This is a genomic window from Ideonella dechloratans (genome assembly GCF_021049305.1).
Taxonomy (GTDB): domain Bacteria; phylum Pseudomonadota; class Gammaproteobacteria; order Burkholderiales; family Burkholderiaceae_C; genus Ideonella; species Ideonella dechloratans.
In genome coordinates this window covers 919817-936143 of the sequence record NZ_CP088081.1, presented here as the reverse complement: position 1 = coordinate 936143, position 16327 = coordinate 919817, and the positions used below count along the sequence as shown (strand labels likewise).

General features: G+C 70.1%; 21 protein-coding genes. 17 read left to right on the top strand and 4 right to left on the bottom strand.

The features are described 5' to 3' along the window. Window positions 1-15 precede the first annotated feature (15 nt). Genes LRM40_RS04405 through LRM40_RS04395 form a run of 3 tightly spaced genes read right to left on the bottom strand, consistent with a single transcriptional unit; the run spans window position 16 to window position 3057 of the window. Window positions 16-456: a DUF2147 domain-containing protein gene (locus tag LRM40_RS04405; RefSeq protein ID WP_151124725.1), complete on the bottom strand. Its 441-nt coding sequence runs from the start codon at window positions 454-456 to the stop codon at window positions 16-18. A 46-nt stretch (window positions 457-502) separates the two neighbouring features. Continuing rightward, window positions 503-2293: an acyl-CoA dehydrogenase C-terminal domain-containing protein gene (locus tag LRM40_RS04400; protein WP_151124716.1), complete on the bottom strand. Its 1791-nt coding sequence runs from the start codon at window positions 2291-2293 to the stop codon at window positions 503-505. Between the two features lie 47 nt (window positions 2294-2340). Then, complete coding sequence (locus tag LRM40_RS04395; protein ID WP_374427487.1) at window positions 2341-3057, bottom strand: TetR/AcrR family transcriptional regulator; 717 nt, start codon at window positions 3055-3057, stop codon at window positions 2341-2343. Window positions 3058-3268: 211 nt separating this feature from the next. On the opposite strand from LRM40_RS04395, the gene LRM40_RS04390 reads away from it, so the two are divergent. Together LRM40_RS04390 and LRM40_RS04385 are read left to right on the top strand one after the other, a co-directional pair. Continuing rightward, window positions 3269-3826, top strand: a complete 558-nt coding sequence (locus tag LRM40_RS04390; protein ID WP_151124718.1) for an HNH endonuclease — start codon at window positions 3269-3271, stop codon at window positions 3824-3826. A 163-nt stretch (window positions 3827-3989) separates the two neighbouring features. After that, window positions 3990-4454 carry an outer membrane lipoprotein gene (locus LRM40_RS04385; RefSeq protein ID WP_151124719.1) on the top strand — a complete coding sequence of 155 codons (465 nt, stop codon included), beginning with the start codon at window positions 3990-3992 and terminating at the stop codon, window positions 4452-4454. Window positions 4455-4481: 27 nt separating this feature from the next. On the opposite strand, the gene LRM40_RS21380 is transcribed toward LRM40_RS04385, so the two are convergent. After that, window positions 4482-4616, bottom strand: a complete 135-nt coding sequence (locus tag LRM40_RS21380; RefSeq protein WP_259372484.1) for a hypothetical protein — start codon at window positions 4614-4616, stop codon at window positions 4482-4484. Window positions 4617-4737: 121 nt separating this feature from the next. Between LRM40_RS21380 and LRM40_RS04380 the strand changes: the two genes are divergently transcribed. From LRM40_RS04380 to hypA, 15 genes are all read left to right on the top strand, one after another. Continuing rightward, window positions 4738-5775, top strand: a complete 1038-nt coding sequence (locus LRM40_RS04380) for a M14 family zinc carboxypeptidase (protein ID WP_151124720.1) — start codon at window positions 4738-4740, stop codon at window positions 5773-5775. A 5-nt stretch (window positions 5776-5780) separates the two neighbouring features. Beyond that, window positions 5781-6584, top strand: coding sequence for an alpha/beta fold hydrolase (locus LRM40_RS04375; protein WP_231067721.1), 804 nt, complete (start codon window positions 5781-5783; stop codon window positions 6582-6584). Window positions 6585-6808: 224 nt separating this feature from the next. Continuing rightward, a complete protein-coding gene (locus LRM40_RS04370; protein WP_151125854.1) occupies window positions 6809-7885 on the top strand; it encodes a hydrogenase small subunit in 1077 nt (358 codons plus the stop codon). 40 nt (window positions 7886-7925) lie between these two features. Beyond that, window positions 7926-9782 (top strand): nickel-dependent hydrogenase large subunit, encoded by a 1857-nt coding sequence (locus LRM40_RS04365; protein ID WP_151125853.1) that lies wholly within the window; start codon window positions 7926-7928, stop codon window positions 9780-9782. A 20-nt stretch (window positions 9783-9802) separates the two neighbouring features. Next, window positions 9803-10372, top strand: coding sequence for a HupE/UreJ family protein (locus LRM40_RS04360; protein WP_151125852.1), 570 nt, complete (start codon window positions 9803-9805; stop codon window positions 10370-10372). A 28-nt stretch (window positions 10373-10400) separates the two neighbouring features. Next, entirely contained in the window at window positions 10401-11135 is a 735-nt protein-coding gene (cybH, locus tag LRM40_RS04355) for a Ni/Fe-hydrogenase, b-type cytochrome subunit (protein ID WP_151125851.1), read from the top strand. Between the two features lie 7 nt (window positions 11136-11142). Then, on the top strand, window positions 11143-11496 hold the full coding sequence (locus LRM40_RS04350; protein ID WP_151125850.1) for a HigA family addiction module antitoxin: 354 nt from the start codon (window positions 11143-11145) through the stop codon (window positions 11494-11496). A 27-nt stretch (window positions 11497-11523) separates the two neighbouring features. Beyond that, on the top strand, window positions 11524-12216 hold the full coding sequence (locus tag LRM40_RS04345; protein WP_151125849.1) for a HyaD/HybD family hydrogenase maturation endopeptidase: 693 nt from the start codon (window positions 11524-11526) through the stop codon (window positions 12214-12216). Between the two features lie 11 nt (window positions 12217-12227). After that, on the top strand, window positions 12228-12551 hold the full coding sequence (locus tag LRM40_RS04340) for a HypC/HybG/HupF family hydrogenase formation chaperone (RefSeq protein ID WP_151125848.1): 324 nt from the start codon (window positions 12228-12230) through the stop codon (window positions 12549-12551). A 66-nt stretch (window positions 12552-12617) separates the two neighbouring features. After that, window positions 12618-13091, top strand: coding sequence for a thioredoxin domain-containing protein (locus LRM40_RS04335; protein WP_151125847.1), 474 nt, complete (start codon window positions 12618-12620; stop codon window positions 13089-13091). Window positions 13092-13110: 19 nt separating this feature from the next. Continuing rightward, a complete protein-coding gene (locus LRM40_RS04330) occupies window positions 13111-14019 on the top strand; it encodes a hydrogenase expression/formation protein (RefSeq protein ID WP_151125846.1) in 909 nt (302 codons plus the stop codon). A gap of 106 nt (window positions 14020-14125) precedes the next feature. Beyond that, complete coding sequence (locus tag LRM40_RS04325) at window positions 14126-14347, top strand: rubredoxin (RefSeq protein ID WP_151125845.1); 222 nt, start codon at window positions 14126-14128, stop codon at window positions 14345-14347. Next, window positions 14344-14865, top strand: coding sequence for a [NiFe]-hydrogenase assembly chaperone HybE (gene hybE, locus LRM40_RS04320; protein WP_151125844.1), 522 nt, complete (start codon window positions 14344-14346; stop codon window positions 14863-14865). Before LRM40_RS04325 ends, hybE begins: the two co-directional genes overlap by 4 nt. Further along, window positions 14862-15974, top strand: a complete 1113-nt coding sequence (locus LRM40_RS04315; RefSeq protein WP_151125843.1) for a hydrogenase formation protein — start codon at window positions 14862-14864, stop codon at window positions 15972-15974. Before hybE ends, LRM40_RS04315 begins: the two co-directional genes overlap by 4 nt. Continuing rightward, a complete protein-coding gene (hypA, locus tag LRM40_RS04310; protein WP_151125842.1) occupies window positions 15967-16311 on the top strand; it encodes a hydrogenase maturation nickel metallochaperone HypA in 345 nt (114 codons plus the stop codon). Before LRM40_RS04315 ends, hypA begins: the two co-directional genes overlap by 8 nt. Window positions 16312-16327: the final 16 nt, after the last annotated feature.

Below are 16327 nucleotides of genomic sequence, written 5' to 3'. Positions count from 1 at the left end.
TTCTCCTTGGGCGTCTTACTCGACGCGAATCCAGGTCTGGGTGCGACCGAACAGCGGTGCACCGATGTAGCCACGCACTTCCAGCTTCTTGCCATCGTCGATGGGCTTGAGCCGGACCTTGTAGACCTTGCCGTTCTTGGGGTCCAGGATGTCACCGCCATCCCACAGGCCCTTGTCGTCGGCGTCCTGCTTGACGCCGCGCAGGATGGTCATGCCGACGATGGGCTGGCCCTTGCGCTCGTCGCTGCACTTCTCGCACACCTCGGCGGCCTTGGCCGGATCGGTGATCTTCTCCACCTTGGCGGTGTAGACCCCACCGCTTTCCACGATGCGGACCAGGGACTTCTCCTTGCCGCTTTCGTCGTCGATCGTGCGCCACAGCCCGGCCGGGTTGGCCTGGGCCCAGACGGAACCGGTGACGGCCAGCAGCAGGCCGGCGAGGATGCCTCGGGTCATGTTCATCGTGCGTGTCTCCTGGTGTGTGATGGGATGGAGCCGGGGATCAGAACAGCGCTTCGTCCATGGCCGTCAGCGGGGCCAGGCCCGCACGGCAGGTGCGGATCAGGCTGGCCGTCTCGGGCAGCAGCTTGGCGAAGTAGAAACGGGCCGTGGCCAGCTTGGCGGTGTAGAACGGGTCGCCGCTGTCCTTCTTGGCCAGCGCGATCTTGGCCATGCGGGCGAACATGTAGGCGAAGGTCAGGTGGCCGACCACGCGCAGATAGTCCACGGCCGCGGCACCCACCTCGTCGGCGTTGCCCATGGCCTTCATGCCCACTTCCATCGTCAGCTTGGTGACCTTGTCGCCCAGGTCGGCCAGCGGGTTGACGAATTCCTGCATCTCTTCGTAGACGCCCTGGTCCTCGACGAACTCGGCGATCTTCTTGCCCAGCTTCTTGAGCTTCTTGCCGTTGTCGGCCAGCACCTTGCGGCCCAGCAGGTCCAGCGACTGCACGGTGTTCGTGCCTTCGTAGATCATGTTGATGCGGGCGTCGCGGACGTACTGCTCCATGCCCCACTCATGGATGAAACCGTGGCCACCGTAGACCTGCATGCAGTGCGAGGTGGCGATCCAGCCGTTGTCGGTGATGAAGGCCTTGATGATCGGGGTCAGCAGGGCGACTTCATCGGCGGCCTCGGCGCGCACCTCGGGGTCCGGGTGCTTGAGTTCCTTGTCCAGCTGGATGACGGTGTAGGTGGCCAGGGCGCGGGCGCCTTCGGCATAGGCCCGGGCGGTCAGCAGCATCTTGCGCACATCGGGGTGCACGATGATCGGGTCGGCCGCCTTCTCGGGGGCCTTGGGGCCCGACAGGGCACGCATCTGCAGGCGGTCCTTGGCGTAGGCCACGGCGTTCTGGTAGGCCACTTCGGTCAGGCCCAGCGACTGCATGCCCACGCCCAGGCGGGCGGCGTTCATCATCACGAACATGGCCTGCAGACCCTTGTTGGGCTGGCCGACCAGGGTGCCCACGGCGCCGTCCAGGATCATCTGGCAGGTGGCGTTGGCGTGGATGCCCATCTTGTGCTCCAGGCCGCCGCAGTAGATCGGGTTGCGCTCGCCCAGCGAACCGTCGGCGTTGACCTTGAACTTGGGCACCACGAAGAGCGAGATGCCCTTGGAGCCGACGGGGGCGTCGGGCAGGCGGGCCAGCACCAGGTGGACGATGTTCTCGACCATGTTGTGCTCGCCGGCCGAGATGAAGATCTTCTGGCCGGTGATCTTGTAGGTGCCGTCGGCCTGCGGTTCGGCCTTGGTGCGCAGCAGGCCCAGGTCCGTGCCGCAGTGCGGCTCGGTCAGGCACATGGTGCCGGTCCACTCGCCGCTGACCAGCTTGGGCAGGTAGGTCTTCTTCTGCTCGTCGGTGCCGTGCGCGTGCAGGGCCTCGTAGGCACCGTGGCTCAGGCCGGGGTACATCGTCCAGGCCTGGTTGGCGCTGTTGAGCATCTCGTAGAAGCTCTGGTTGATGGTGTGCGGCAGGCCCTGGCCACCGAACTCGGGGTCGCAGGACAGCGCCGGCCAGCCGCCTTCGACGTACTGGGCGTAGGCTTCCTTGAAGCCCTTGGGCGGGGTCACCTCGTGGGTGGTCTTGTCCAGCGCGCAGCCTTCGGCGTCGCCGGTGATGTTCAGCGGGAACACGACCTGCGAAGCGAACTTGCCGCCCTCTTCCAGCACGGCGTTGATCGTGTCGGCATCCACCTCGGCGAACTCGGGGATGTCCTTGAACTCGCTGACGACATCGAACAGCTCGTGCAGCACGAACTGCATGTCACGCAGGGGCGGGTTGTACTGGGGCATGGAATTCTCCTGAAGGACCGGGGCGGGAAAAACGGGTGGAAGGGAACTCAGCGGCGCTTGCGCGCGGCCGGAGCAACAGGGGCGGCCGCAGCGGCCTCGCCGGCCGCCGCACGGGGCGAGGCAGGCAGGGCGTAATCGGCCAGGATGCGGTCGAAGCCCTTGCGGGCACGGTCGACCGCGTTGGGCAGACGCAGGAAGCGGGCGTCGTGGTGCAGGGCCAGGATCAGGCCGTGCATCTCGAACAGGATCTGGGCGGCGTCGACGTCGGGGCGCAGCTGGCCGGCATCGGCCGCCAGGCGGATGGCGCGCGCCAACGCGTTGTGCCAGGCCAGCACCATGGCCGCCAGCGCATCGCGCACCGGGCCGGGCCGGTCATCGAACTCCACCGCACCGCTGATGTAGATGCAGCCGGAGTCCAGTTCCTTGGACACGCGGCGCACCCAGTTCTCGAACAGGGCGCGCAGGCGCGGCAGGCCGCGCGGCTCGCGCAGCGCCGGAAAGAACACCTCTTCCTCGAACTTCGTGTGATATTCGCGGATGACGGAAATCTGCAGTTCCTCGCGGGAGCCGAAGTGGGCGAACACGCCCGACTTGCTCATGCCGGTCACCTCGGCCAGCGCCCCGATGGACAGGCCCTCCAGCCCCATGTGCGAGGCCAGGCCCAGCGCCGCGTCCAGGATGGTGGCGCGGGTCTGCTGCCCCTTGTAGAGGGTGCGGTTGCCGGTGCTGCGGCGGGGAGTGGTGTCGGTCGTCACGGGACTGATTATGAAACGAACGGTCGTGCTATTTTGCAGATTTTTTGGGAAAGCGCATCGGGATTACCCGGGGGTCCCCTGAGAGAGACCCACCGCCCCACCCGGACGTTCCCAGGCTGTCACAGCGGGTTTGCACCCATTTGACAGAGGCACCACAGTCGCGCTTGAGAATGTCACGGCCGACGCGCTATGCTCAGGCGCTGAAGGAGTCGGCCACATCATGGATGTGTTGCAGCTGGACGTGTCGGGGCGCCCCCAGGCGTGGGTGACGGTCAAGGAAGCCGCCATCCTCTACGCCAGTGACGCCATTGCCTGGACCCTGGGCGAGGCCTGCCATGTGATGCGCGGCGGTGTGCAGCGCGCCACCGGCCTGCAGTCGCGCATCGAGGTCCACTCGATCATCGCGGTGCGCGGGGCGGTGCCGTCGCGGGCCTGGCGCAACAGCCCGGCCCTGACCAACCCCAAGCTCTTCGCCCGGGACCGCTTCGTCTGCGCCTACTGTGGCGCCCGCTTCGCGGCGGACGACCTCACCCGAGAGCACATCATCCCGGTGTCGCGCGGTGGCGCCGACAGCTGGATGAACTGCATCACCGCCTGCCGTGGCTGCAATGGCCGCAAGGGCAACCGCCTGCCCGAGGAAGTGCACATGAGCCTGCTCTACCTGCCCTACGTGCCCAGCCTGCACGAGGACATGATCCTGCGCGGGCGCCGCATCCTGGCCGACCAGATGGAGTTCCTGCTGGCCAGCGTGCCGCGCAACAGCCGCCTGCACGACTGAGCGGGGGCCCGCCGCAGGCGCGGGAATGAACTTCCCGTCTTGCAACAACTCTTTACCAACAGACCCGCGGTGGACGGCCCCCGGCTCGTGCACCATGAAGCCTGTCAACGGGGGACGCCGTCCCGCCGTTGGCCCATTCGAACTATCCAACCGAGTCCTGACGATGAAACGCCTCGCCCTCGCCCTCATGGTTGCCGCCAGCCTGGCCGCCTGCACCACCACCAGCCCCGATGTCATCCAGCGCGGTGATGCGCAGCGCCTGTCCACCGTGCAGGACGGCACCGTCATCAGCATCCGTCCGGTGACGGTGGACGGCACCCAGAGCGGCGTGGGCGGTGTGTCCGGCGCGGTGGTGGGTGGCGTGGCCGGCTCCAACATCGGCGGCCCGCGCTCTTCGGCCATCGGCGGCGTGATCGGTGCCGTGGCCGGCGCGGTGGTGGGCAATGCCATCGAGCGCGGCGTCACCAAGGAAGACGCCTACGAGATCATCGTGCAGCTGCGCAATGGCGACCGCCGCGCCATCGTCCAGGCCAAGGGCTCCGAGACCCTGAACCCGGGCGACCCGGTGATCATCGTGACCTCGGGTGGCAAGGCCCGCGTCACCAAGGCACCGGCAGTCCAGCCCTGAACCACCGTCCCGCCGGATGCGGCGGGATCAGGACCAGCGCAAGCGGCGCTCGGTCCAGCGGGCCCGCCACAGGGCCAGGCACTCTCTCAGCCCGGCCAGCAGGGCGATGGCCACCACCAGCCCGTGCCACAGGCGGAGCCGGAAGGACGTTGACTGTGGCATGAGGGCACCCTGACGATGACAGCGATCCTGTCACCGTAGGCCGCTTGCGTGACACGCCCGTGACACAGGGGCAGGCTAGTCTGCGCTGAACAGACAACACGAGGATCTCCCGCCCGCGGAGATGCCCGCCACCGTGCCGCTGCCCCTGTCCTGCCTGCGCGAACTGCAGACCCTGGCCACCCAGGCCGGCCCGGCCGCCACCCTGCACACCCTGGGCGCGGTCCAGGCCCACGGACACACGCTGCCGCTGTGGGCGCTGAGCCTGGGCAACCCCGACCCCGCCCTGCCGGCGGTGGCCTATGTGGGCGGCGTGCACGGGCTGGAGCGCATCGGCACCGAGGTGGTCCTGTCCTACCTGCGCAACCTGGTGGCCCGCCTGCCCTGGGATGCCACGCTGCAGCACCTGCTGCAGGGCCTGCGCCTGCTCTTCGTGCCGGTGGTCAACCCCGGCGGCCTGCTGCGCGGCACCCGCGCCAACCCGAGCGGCGTGGACCTGATGCGCAACGCGCCGGTCGAGGCCCACCCGCCGGCCCCTTTTCTGCTGGCAGGGCATCACCTGGGCCCGGCCCTGCCCTGGTACCGCGGCCGCGCCGGCGAGCCGATGGAAGCCGAAAGCCAGGCCCTGTGCGACGTCATCCGCTGCGAGCTGTTCGGCCGCCCGCTGGCCATCGCGGTGGACTGCCACTCGGGCTTCGGCCTGCGCGACCGGCTGTGGTTCCCCTATGCCCACACCGCCCTGCCCATCGACCACCTGCCCGAGCTGCATGCGCTGGTGCAGCTGTTCGACCAGAGCCTGCGCCACCACCCCTACGTGATCGAGCCGCAGAGCCGCCAGTACCGCACCCACGGCGATCTGTGGGACCACCTGACGCTGCAGGTGCGCCGCGAGCACCCCGAACAGGTCTTCCTGGCGCTGACGCTGGAGATGGGCTCCTGGCTCTGGGTCAAGAAGAACCCGCGCCAGTTCTTCAGCCGCCAGGGCATGTTCAACCCGCTGATCGCCCACCGCCAGCAGCGGGTGCTGCGCCGCCACCACCCGCTGCTGGACTTCCTGGCCCGCGCCGCGCTGGGCGCCCCCCACTGGCTGCCCGACGGGCCCGCGCGGGACGCCCACGCCGCCCAGGCCCTGGACCGCTGGTACCGCCTGCCCATCCCATGAGCCCCGTGCCGCCGCCCCCCCTTCCCACCACCTGGGTGCTGCTGCGCGGCCTGACCCGCGGCGCCGGCCACTGGGGCGACTTCCCCGCCCGCTGGCAGGCGGCTTGGCCCGGCCGCCGGGTGCTGGTGCCCGACTGGCCGGGCAACGGCGCGCGCTGGGCCGAGCGCAGCCCGGCCACGGTGGGTGGGCTGACCGAGGCGCTGCGGCGGGACCTGCGGGCCCAGGGCGTGGCCCTGGGCAGCGAGCCGGTGGGCGTGCTGGCCCTGTCGTTGGGGGCCATGGTCAGCTGCGACTGGGCCCAGCGTCATCCACGGGAGCTGGCGGCGGCCGTGCTGGTCAACACCAGCCTGCGGGGCCACAGCCCCTTCTGGCAGCGTCTGCGGCCCGCCCGCTATGCCGGTCTGCTGCGACGCAGCATCCAACCCACCCCGGCCGAGGACTGGGAGCGGCATCTGCTGGCCATCACCGCGCCGCTGCATGCCCGCAGCCCCGGGGCCGCCGCCACCCTGATCGACTGGGTGCGCCTGCGCCAGCACCAGCCGGTGAGCCGGGCCAACGCGCTGCGCCAGCTGGCCGCGGCCCTGCGCTACCGCCCGCCCGTCACGCCGCCGCCCGTGCCCCTGCTGCTGCTGTCGGGCGCGGGCGACCGCCTGGTCCACCCCGCCTGCAGCATGGCCCTGGCCCGCGCCTGGGGCTGCCCGCTGCGCACCCACCCCGAGGCCGGCCACGACCTGCCGCTGGACGCCCCGGACTGGCTGATCGAACAGGTCCGGCACTGGCTGCAGGCTGAAGCCCCCACCGACCAGTGACTTTCCAGTTCCAGGACAGGAACGGACAGCCGCTGACCATGCCCCACGCGGGAGCCCCGGACCCAACGGCCGGAAATCCCCTTCGGAAATGACCTGTCTCAAGTGGTAAGGGCCGCCGAGCCCTCCGGAGTTTCCCGCAGGGTTCCGGTTTCAGGCACGCGACTTGAGTTCCATCCGGTTCCAAAGCCCCCCTGGTGGCGGGGCGACAACGAGGAGCCAACCTGATGGAAACGTTTTACGAGGTCATGCGGCGGCAGGGCATTTCACGCCGCAGCTTCCTCAAGTACTGCTCACTGACCGCCACCTCCCTGGGGCTGGGCCCGGCCTTCGTGCCGCAGATCGCCCACGCCATGGAGACCAAGCCGCGCACCCCGGTGCTGTGGCTGCATGGCCTGGAATGCACCTGCTGCTCCGAGAGCTTCATCCGCTCGGCCCACCCGCTGGCCAAGGACGTGGTGCTCTCGATGATCTCGCTGGACTACGACGACACGCTGATGGCTGCCGCCGGCCACCAGGCCGAGGCCATCCTCGACGAGATCATGACCAAGTACAAGGGCAACTACATCCTGGCCGTCGAGGGCAACCCGCCCCTGAACGAGGACGGGATGTTCTGCATCCAGTCGGGCAAGCCCTTCATCGAGAAGCTGCAGCGCGTGGCCAAGGACAGCAAGGCCATCATCGCCTGGGGCTCCTGCGCCAGCTGGGGCTGCGTGCAGGCCGCCAAGCCCAACCCCACGCAGGCCACGCCCATCCACAAGGTCATCACCGACAAGCCCATCATCAAGGTGCCCGGCTGCCCGCCGATCGCCGAGGTGATGACCGGCGTGATCACCTACATGCTCACCTTCGACAAGATCCCCGAGCTGGACCGCCAGGGCCGCCCGAAGATGTTCTACAGCCAGCGCATCCACGACAAGTGCTACCGCCGGCCGCACTTCGACGCCGGCCAGTTCGTCGAGGCCTTCGACGATGAGAGCGCGCGCAAGGGCTACTGCCTCTACAAGGTCGGCTGCAAGGGCCCGACCACCTACAACGCCTGCTCCACGGTGATGTGGAACGAGGGCACGAGCTTCCCGATCAAGGCCGGCCACGGCTGCATCGGCTGCTCGGAAGACGGCTTCTGGGACAAGGGCTCGTTCTACGACCGCCTGACCACCATCCACCAGTTCGGCATCGAAGGCAACGCCGACAAGATCGGTGGCACCGCCGCCGGCGTGGTGGGTGCCGCGGTGGCGGCGCATGCCGCCGTCTCGGCCGTCAAGCGCCTGAGCACGAAGCACGACCAGACCACCGACGCCTGAGCGCCGCCACCCCACACCGAAGAATCACCGAGGAATTTCCATGGGCGTCATCGAAACCCAGGGCTTCAAGCTCGACAACACCGGCCGCCGCATCGTGGTGGATCCGGTCACCCGCATCGAAGGCCACATGCGCTGCGAGGTGAACGTCGACAAGGACAACATCATCCGCAACGCTGTCTCCACCGGGACGATGTGGCGTGGCCTGGAGGTCATCCTCAAGGGCCGCGACCCGCGCGATGCATGGGCCTTCGTCGAACGCATCTGCGGCGTCTGCACCGGCTGCCACGCCCTGACCAGCGTGCGCGCCGTGGAGGACGCGCTGGGCATCAAGATCCCGCTGAACGCGCACCTCATCCGCGAGATGATGGCCAAGACGCTGCAGGTGCATGACCACGCGGTGCACTTCTACCACCTGCATGCGCTGGACTGGGTGGACGTGGTCTCGGCCCTGAACGCCGACCCGAAGAAGACCAGCGAGCTGCAGCAGCTGGTCTCGCCTTCGCACCCGCTGTCCTCGCCGGGCTACTTCCGCGACGTGCAGAACCGCCTGAAGAAGTTCGTGGACGCCGGCCAGCTCGGCCCCTTCATGAACGGCTACTGGGGCTCCAAGGCCTATGTGCTGCCGGCCGAGGCCAACCTGATGGCCGTCACCCACTACCTGGAGGCGCTGGACCTGCAGAAGGAATGGGTAAAGGTGCACACCATCTTCGGTGGCAAGAACCCGCACCCGAACTACCTGGTCGGCGGCGTGCCCTGCGCCATCAACCTGGACGGCATCGGCGCGGCCGGCGCGCCCATCAACATGGAGCGCCTGAACTTCGTTGAAGCTCGCATCAAAGAGATGATCGAGTTCAACCAGAACGTCTACCTGCCCGACGTGCTGGCCATCGGCACGCTCTACAAGCAGGCGGGCTGGCTGTACGGCGGCGGCCTGTCGGCCACCAACGTGGCCGACTACGGCACCTACGAGAAGGTGCCCTACGACCACAGCACCCAGCAGCTGCCCGGCGGCGTCATCCTGAACGGCAACTGGGACGAGATCCTGCCGATCGACCCGCGCGACCCCGAGCAGGTGCAGGAGTTCGTGACCCACAGCTGGTACCAGTACGCCGACGAGACCAAGGGCCTGCACCCCTGGGATGGCGTGACCGAGCCCAGCTTCAAGCTGGGCGCCAACACCAAGGGCACGAAGACCGCGATCGAGAACCTCGACGAGTCGGCCAAGTACTCCTGGATCAAGTCGCCGCGCTGGCGCGGCCACGCCATGGAAGTGGGCCCGCTGTCGCGCTACATCCTGGCCTACGCCCACGCCAGCAAGGGCAACAAGTACTGCCAGCGCCCCAAGGAGCAGCTGGAGTACTCGGCCCAGATGATCAACAGCGCGATCCCCAAGGCCCTGGGCCTGCCGGAGACGCAATACACCCTCAAGCAGCTGCTGCCCACCACCATCGGCCGCACCCTGGCCCGCTGCCTGGAAAGTCAGTACGCCGGCGAGATGATGTACGACGACTTCAAGCAGCTGGTGGCCAACATCAAGGCCGGCGACACCGCCACCGCCAACGTCGAGAAGTGGGACCCATCCACCTGGCCCAAGGAGGCCAAGGGTGTGGGCACCGTGGCCGCGCCGCGCGGCATGCTGGGCCACTGGATCAAGATCAAGGACGGCAAGATCGAGAACTACCAGTGCGTGGTGCCCACCACCTGGAACGGCTCGCCGCGCGATGCCAAGGGCCAGATCGGCGCCTTCGAAGCCTCGCTGCTGAACACGCCCATGGTCAACCCGGAGCAGCCCGTCGAGATCCTGCGCACCCTGCACAGCTTCGACCCCTGCCTGGCCTGCTCCACCCACGTGATGAGCGAGGACGGCTCCGAGATGTGCACCGTCAAGGTCCGCTGATCAGACAAGGAATTTCCCCCATGAAACGCATCCTGACCGCCACCACCCTGCTGGGCACCGCGACGCTGGCCCTGGCCCACCCGGGCCATGGCGCCGAGACCCTGGCCGACGGCCTGGCCCATCCCTTCGGGCCGGACCACCTGCTGGCCATGGTCGCCGTGGGCCTGTGGTCCGCCGCGGCCCTGCCCGGCGCCCGCCGCTGGCTGGGCCCCTTGACCTTCCTGGCCGCCATGAGCGTCGGCGCCCTGCTGGGCGTGGCCGGCGTGGTGCTGCCCGGCGTGGAAGCCGGCATCGCGCTGAGCGTGGTGATGTTCGGCGCCATGCTGGTGCTGGGCACCCGGCTGAGCAGCCGTGCCGGCCTGGGCCTGATCGCCTGCGCCGCCCTGCTGCACGGCCTGGCCCACGGGGCCGAGCTGCCGGCCGGTGCCAGCTTCGCGGCCTACGCCGCCGGCTTCCTGGCCACCACCAGCGCCCTGCATCTGGCCGGCCTGGGCCTGGGTCAGGCCCTGCGCCAGGCCAAGGCCGTGGTCTGGCAGCTGCTGGGTGGCGGCCTGGGCCTGGCCGGCCTGCTGATGCTGGTCCGCATCTGACCACCCCGCGTCGGGTCAAGGAGACACCATGAACGCACGCTCCACTTCGGCTGCGGCCGGCGACGCGACGGGCACCGACCCGAGCGCCGTCGCCCGCGGCGCCTCGATCAAGTCGGTCTACGTCTACGAGGCCCCGGTGCGCCTGTGGCACTGGATCAACGCCACGGCCATCACCGTGCTGTGCATCACCGGCTACTTCATCGGCAGCCCGCTGCCGACCATGCCCGGCGAGGCCAGCGCCCACTTCCTGATGGGCTACATCCGCTTCGCCCACTTCACGGCCGGCTACATCCTGGCCGTGGGGCTGATCGGACGCATCTACTGGGCCATCGTCGGCAACCACCACGCCCGCGAGCTGTTCACGCTGCCGGTGCTCAGCCTGGCCTACTGGAAGGAGGTGATCACCATGCTCAAGTGGTACGCCTTCCTGATCCCCCAGCCCAGCCAGTACGTGGGGCACAACCCCATGGCCCGGATGGCGATGTTCTGCGGCTACTTCCTGTTCACGCTGTTCATGATCGCCACCGGCTTCGCCATGTACGGTGAAGGCCTGGGCATGGACTCCTGGGCGAGCCACCTGTTCGGCTGGGTCATCCCGCTGATGGGCCAGAGCCAGGACGTGCACACCTGGCACCACCTGGGCATGTGGGGCATGGTGATCTTCGTGACGCTGCATGTGTACGCCGCGATCCGCGAGGACATCATGGGCCGCCAGAGCATCATCAGCACGATGGTCTCGGGCTACCGCACCTTCAAACGCTGAACCCGGCATGACCCGGCCCGTGCGTCCCAGCAGCCCGCCCCCCGCACCGCCGGCCGGCGTGCCGCTGCGCGCACCGCAGCACCCGGGGCGCTTTCTGGAGCGCCACTACCTGGTGCCGCTGGGCCTGAGCCAGAGCGAGACCGCGCGGCGGCTGGGCATCAGCCGCCGCCGGCTGCACGAGCTGGTGCAGGGCCAGCGGGCGATGACGCCCGACACCGCGATCCGCTGCGCGCTGGCCTTCGGCCTGCCCGCAGCCACCTGGCTGGCCCTGCAGGCCGACTGGGACAGCTACCACGCCTGGAAGCAGCTGCGCCACGCCGCCCTGCCCAGCCGCGCCCCAGCCCCCGCGCTGGCGGCCTGACCCCTTCTTCCCCTTCCGAGTCCAGCGATGAACACCTCTTCCGCTCCCGACCTGCCCGACACCGCCTGTCACCCCTCCGGTGACAGTCCCGCCGACGACGCCCCCATCGTCGTGTTGGGCATCGGCAACGTGCTGTGGGCCGACGAAGGCTTCGGCGTGCGCTGCGTCGAGGCCCTGCAGCAGCACTGGGATTTCGCGCCCCATGTCGAACTGGTGGACGGCGGCACCCAGGGCCTGTATCTGATCCAGCATGTGCAGTCGGCCCGCAAGCTGCTGATCCTGGACGCGGTGGACTACGGCCTGACGCCGGGCACGCTGCACCAGGTGGAGAACGAGGAGGTGCCGCGCTTTCTGGGCGCCAAGAAGATGAGCCTGCACCAGACCGGCTTCCAGGAGGTGCTGATGCTGGCCCAGCTGACCGAGCGCTACCCCGAGCAGGTGCTGCTGATCGGCTGCCAGCCCGAGGAGCTGGAAGACTACGGCGGCAGCCTGCGACCCTGCGTGCGCCAGGCGGTGGACGATGCCGTGGCCCTGGCCGTGGACCGGCTGCGCGCCTGGGGCGCCCAGCCCCGCCCGCGCGCGCAGGCTCCCTCGGCCGAGGAAGCCGTCACCGTGCCCACCCTGTCCATCGAGGCCTACGAGGCCGGCCGCCCCGCCGCCGAAGCCGCCTGCCGCATGGGCGACGAGCGCTTCATGCCGCCCCGCGGCACGGCCGCCTGAGGCACGACACCATGTGCATCGGACTGCCCATGCAGGTGCTGGCCACCCGGCCGGGCTTTGCCACCGTCACCGGCCGGGGTGAGACCCGCGAGGTCAACACCGCCCTGGTGGGCGAGCGCAGCCCAGGCGAGTGGGTGCTGGTCTTCATCGACGGCGCGCGCGAAGTCATCAGCGCCGAGCGCGCCGCCGAGGTCGACGCCACGCTGGACCTGATCGCCCAGGCCATGGGCGACGCCGCCCTGCTGCCCAACGCCCCCTCCGACGACCCCGGCTTCGAGCTGCCCTCGGCCTGGAGCGCCGAGCAGCTGGCCGCGCTGACCGGCCAGGCGCGCTGAGTGCCGCTGAGTGCCGCCGAACGCCGCTGAACCCGCCCCCACCCAGACACACCGCGAGAGACCCCCATGAGCACCGACATCCTCGACGCCGCCGCCGATCCGGCCGAACGTTCCGCCCCCCTGGTGGCCCGCCTGGTGGAGGCCCACGGCGCCACCTGGGTCGGCCAGGCCACCCTGGCCGACTTCCTGGCCCGCCCCGGCGACCAGGTGCTGTTCTTCCACGGCGACCCGGTGCGCTTCCCCGAGGTGCTGGACGTGGCCGTGGTGCTGCCCGAGCTGCGCAAGTCCTTCGGCCAGCGCTTCGGCATCGGCGTGGCCACCCGCGCCGACGAGGACGCGCTGGCCGCCCGCTTCGCCGTGGCGCGCTGGCCCTCGCTGCTGTTCCTGCGCGACGGCCAGTACGTCGGCGTGGTGGCCGGCATGCTGGACTGGACCGACTACCTGAGCGCGGTGCAGAAGCTGCTGGACACCCCGACCAGCCGCGTGCCCGGCATCGGCATCCCCCTGGTCAGCGCCAACAGCGCCCCCGGCTGCCACTGATTCCCTTCCTGGAACCGCCATGAACCCCAGCTCCACCCGCGCGCCCTTCCCCATCCCCGTCGTGGCCGCCGGCCCCGGCAGCCAGATCGAGGAAGAACACCTCGACTACATCAGCATGCCCCAGGGCATGGCCACCTACCAGAGCCCGATCCTGCCCGAGCCGGAGGAGATGCGCGGCCGTGACGGCGCGTTGCGCGTGCTGCGCGACACCGAGGCCGCGCTGCAGGCCGCCGTCGCCGGCCAGGCCGTCGCCCCGGTCTCGCTGGCCGGCCTGAGCGAGGCCGAGCTGGCCCTGGTCAACCAGGTGCTGGGCGAGGGCGAGGTGGCCGCCCGCGTGCTGCCCGCGCCGGGCCTGGGCGAAGCCCGCATCCAGGAATCGGTGTTCGCCGGCGTCTGGCGCGTGGTGCGGACCGAGGCCCACGGCGATGAATGCACGGTGCACGACACCATCGAGGTCGGCGACGCCCCCGCCCTGCTGCGCGCCGCCGCCCGCGCCGACGCCCTGGGCAGCCGGCCCGACCTGCTCTCGGCCCCGGCTGGCGTGATGAACGCCCAGCCCATCCTGGCCGAACTGGAAGACCAGCGCCAGCGCTTCGGCCTGCATGCCGAGGCCGAGCGCGCCCAGCTGCCGGCCCACGTGGTCAACCTCAGCCTGCTGCCGCTCAGCCCCGAGGACATCGGCTTCCTGGACCATGTGCTGGGCACCGGCCGGGTGCTCATCCTCTCGCGTGGCTACGGCAACTGCCGCATCACCAACTGCCAGGTGCCGCACACCTGGCGGGTGGTGTACTACAACTCGCAGGACACGGTGATCCTCAACTCCGTCGAAGTGACCGAGCTGCCCGAGGTGGCCTGCGCCGCCGCCGAGGACCTGGCCGACTCGCTGGAGCGGCTGACCGAGGTGCTGGCCTGGGTGGCGCAAGGATGAGCGCGCCGTTCGACACCATCGGCGGGACGAGCGCCGGGCCGCTCCCCAGCCGGCCCGCCATCCCCTCGGGGGATCGCTCGGCGTCCCCGCAGAGCGAGGGGCTGACATGATGTTCGAGGGAAGCTACCTGGGCGACCGGGGCCGACTGCCGGCCCACGCCAAGCTGGAATGCAAGATCTGCTGGTGGGTCTACGACCCGGACCAGGGCGACCCGGTCTGGCAAATCCCGCCCGGCACCGCCTTCACCGACCTGCCCGCCCACTGGCGCTGCCCGCAGTGCGACGGCGACGCCGAGCAGTTCATGGTCGTGAGCGGAGAGGCGACATGAGCCTCGTGGCTGCCCGGGTCCTGGCGCTGGAGGCGGCCTTCCGGCGCATTGCCGCCACCCGCATGGCCGGGCTGCCACTGCTGCAGCCGGGCCTGGCGGTGCAGGCCGTGGGTTTCGAACCCGAGCCCGAGGACGCCGGCCTGGCCTGGGGCGTGCTGATCACCCCCTGGTTCATGAACCTGCTGCGCCTGCCTCTGATGGCCGAGAACGCGCAGCGCCTGCCCGAGCCCGGCGTGGCAGCCGACTGGACCGTGGGCGGCCACGCCGTGGGCTGCCTGGGCGCCGAGGAGACCCTGCTGGGCCCCGGCCCGCTGGCCCGCTACGCCCTGTGCTCGCTGCATTCGCCCATGCACCACTTCGCCGACCAGGTCAGTGCCCTGGCCGCCGCCCACGAGGTGCTGCAGCTGCTGCGCCCGGCCGCGGCGCAGCCCTTGTCGACTGCCGCGCCGGTCGGTGCCCCGCCCCCCTCGCGCCGCGGCTTCCTGTTCGGACGGGGCCAGTCCCCCGGCACGCCATGAGCCCCAGCTTCGACCTCGTGGGCCAGGTGCAGCTGCGCCCCGGCCCGGGCCACGCCACCCTCACCAGCACCCGCCCGGCGCTGGTGGGCCGGCTCACCCAGGGCCGCCGGCCCGAGGAACTGCCGCTGCTGCTGGGCAGCCTGTTCACGCTGTGCGGCCATGCCCACCAATTGGCCGCGCAGATGGCGGTGGACGCGGCCCTGGGTCGGGCCAGCCCGTCGCCCGCGCCCGCTGCCGCGGCGGCCCTGCGTGTGGCCACGGCGCGCGACCAGCTGGTGCGCATTGCCCACGACTGGCCGCGCCTGCTGCCGGGCAAGCCCGACGAAGCCCTGGCGCAGAGCCTGGTCCATTGCCCGCTGGGCCCCGCCCTGCGCGACCCGGTGGCCCAGCAATCGGCCCTGGCCGCCCTGCCCGTCTGGCTGGAAAAGCACTGGCTGGGCCTGCCCGCGGCCGAGTGGCTGGCCCGGCACGAGCAGGCCCCGGTCGAGTGGGCGACGCATTGGGCCCGCATCAGCAGCACACCGCTGGCCCTGCTGCTGCGCACGCAACACGGCCCGGCCGCGCGGCTGGGCACGCCGAGCCGGCCGCTGGCCTTGCCTGGCCTGGCGGCGGGCGGCTTCCACGAACTCGCCCAGCAACTCGACGCACTGCCGCCCCACGCCCTGCCCCAGTGGCAAGGTGCCGTGCCCGACACCGGCCCCTGGACCCGCCGCCAGGATGCCTCTCCCCTGCCTGCGCACAATGCCTGGATGCGTCTGCTCAGCCGCCTCACCGATCTGCTGCACCTGGCCGTCCCCGGGGGCGAGGACTGGCTGGCCCTGGGCCAGCTTTCTCCCGCCCCTGGACAGGGATTGGCCTGGGTGGAAATGGCCCGCGGCCTGCTGATCCACTGGGTCAAACTGAACAACGACCCCGCCGGTCCCCGGGTGGCGGCCTGCCGCGTGCTGGCACCCACCGACTGGAACTTCCACCCCGACGGGGTGCTGGCCCATGCGCTGAGCAGCGTCACCCACGAAGACGATGCTCGCCGGCTGGCGGTGGCCTTCGACCCCTGCGTGGCGTTCAGCGTCGACATGTCGGCCGTGCGGCCGGAGGTGCCCCATGCATGAGATGAGCTTGGCGGGCGGCATCCTGCGCGTCGTCGAACAAACCGCCGAACGCGAAGGCTTCACCCGCGTGCAGCAACTGACACTGGAGGCCGGTGCGCTGGCCGGCGTCGAAGTGCGCGCCCTGCGCTTCGCGCTGGAGGCCCTGGCCCCCGGCAGCGCGCTGGAAGGCGCCGAGATCGTGATCCAGGAACCGCCCGGCCAGGCTTGGTGCATGCGCTGCGGCACCACCGTGGCCATCCAGACCCGGGCCGACCCCTGTCCGCACTGCGGCGGATTTCAACTACAACCCACTGGCGGCACCGAGCTGCGGGTGGTGGACCTGCTGGTGCAGGACTGAGAGCAAGGAGAACACA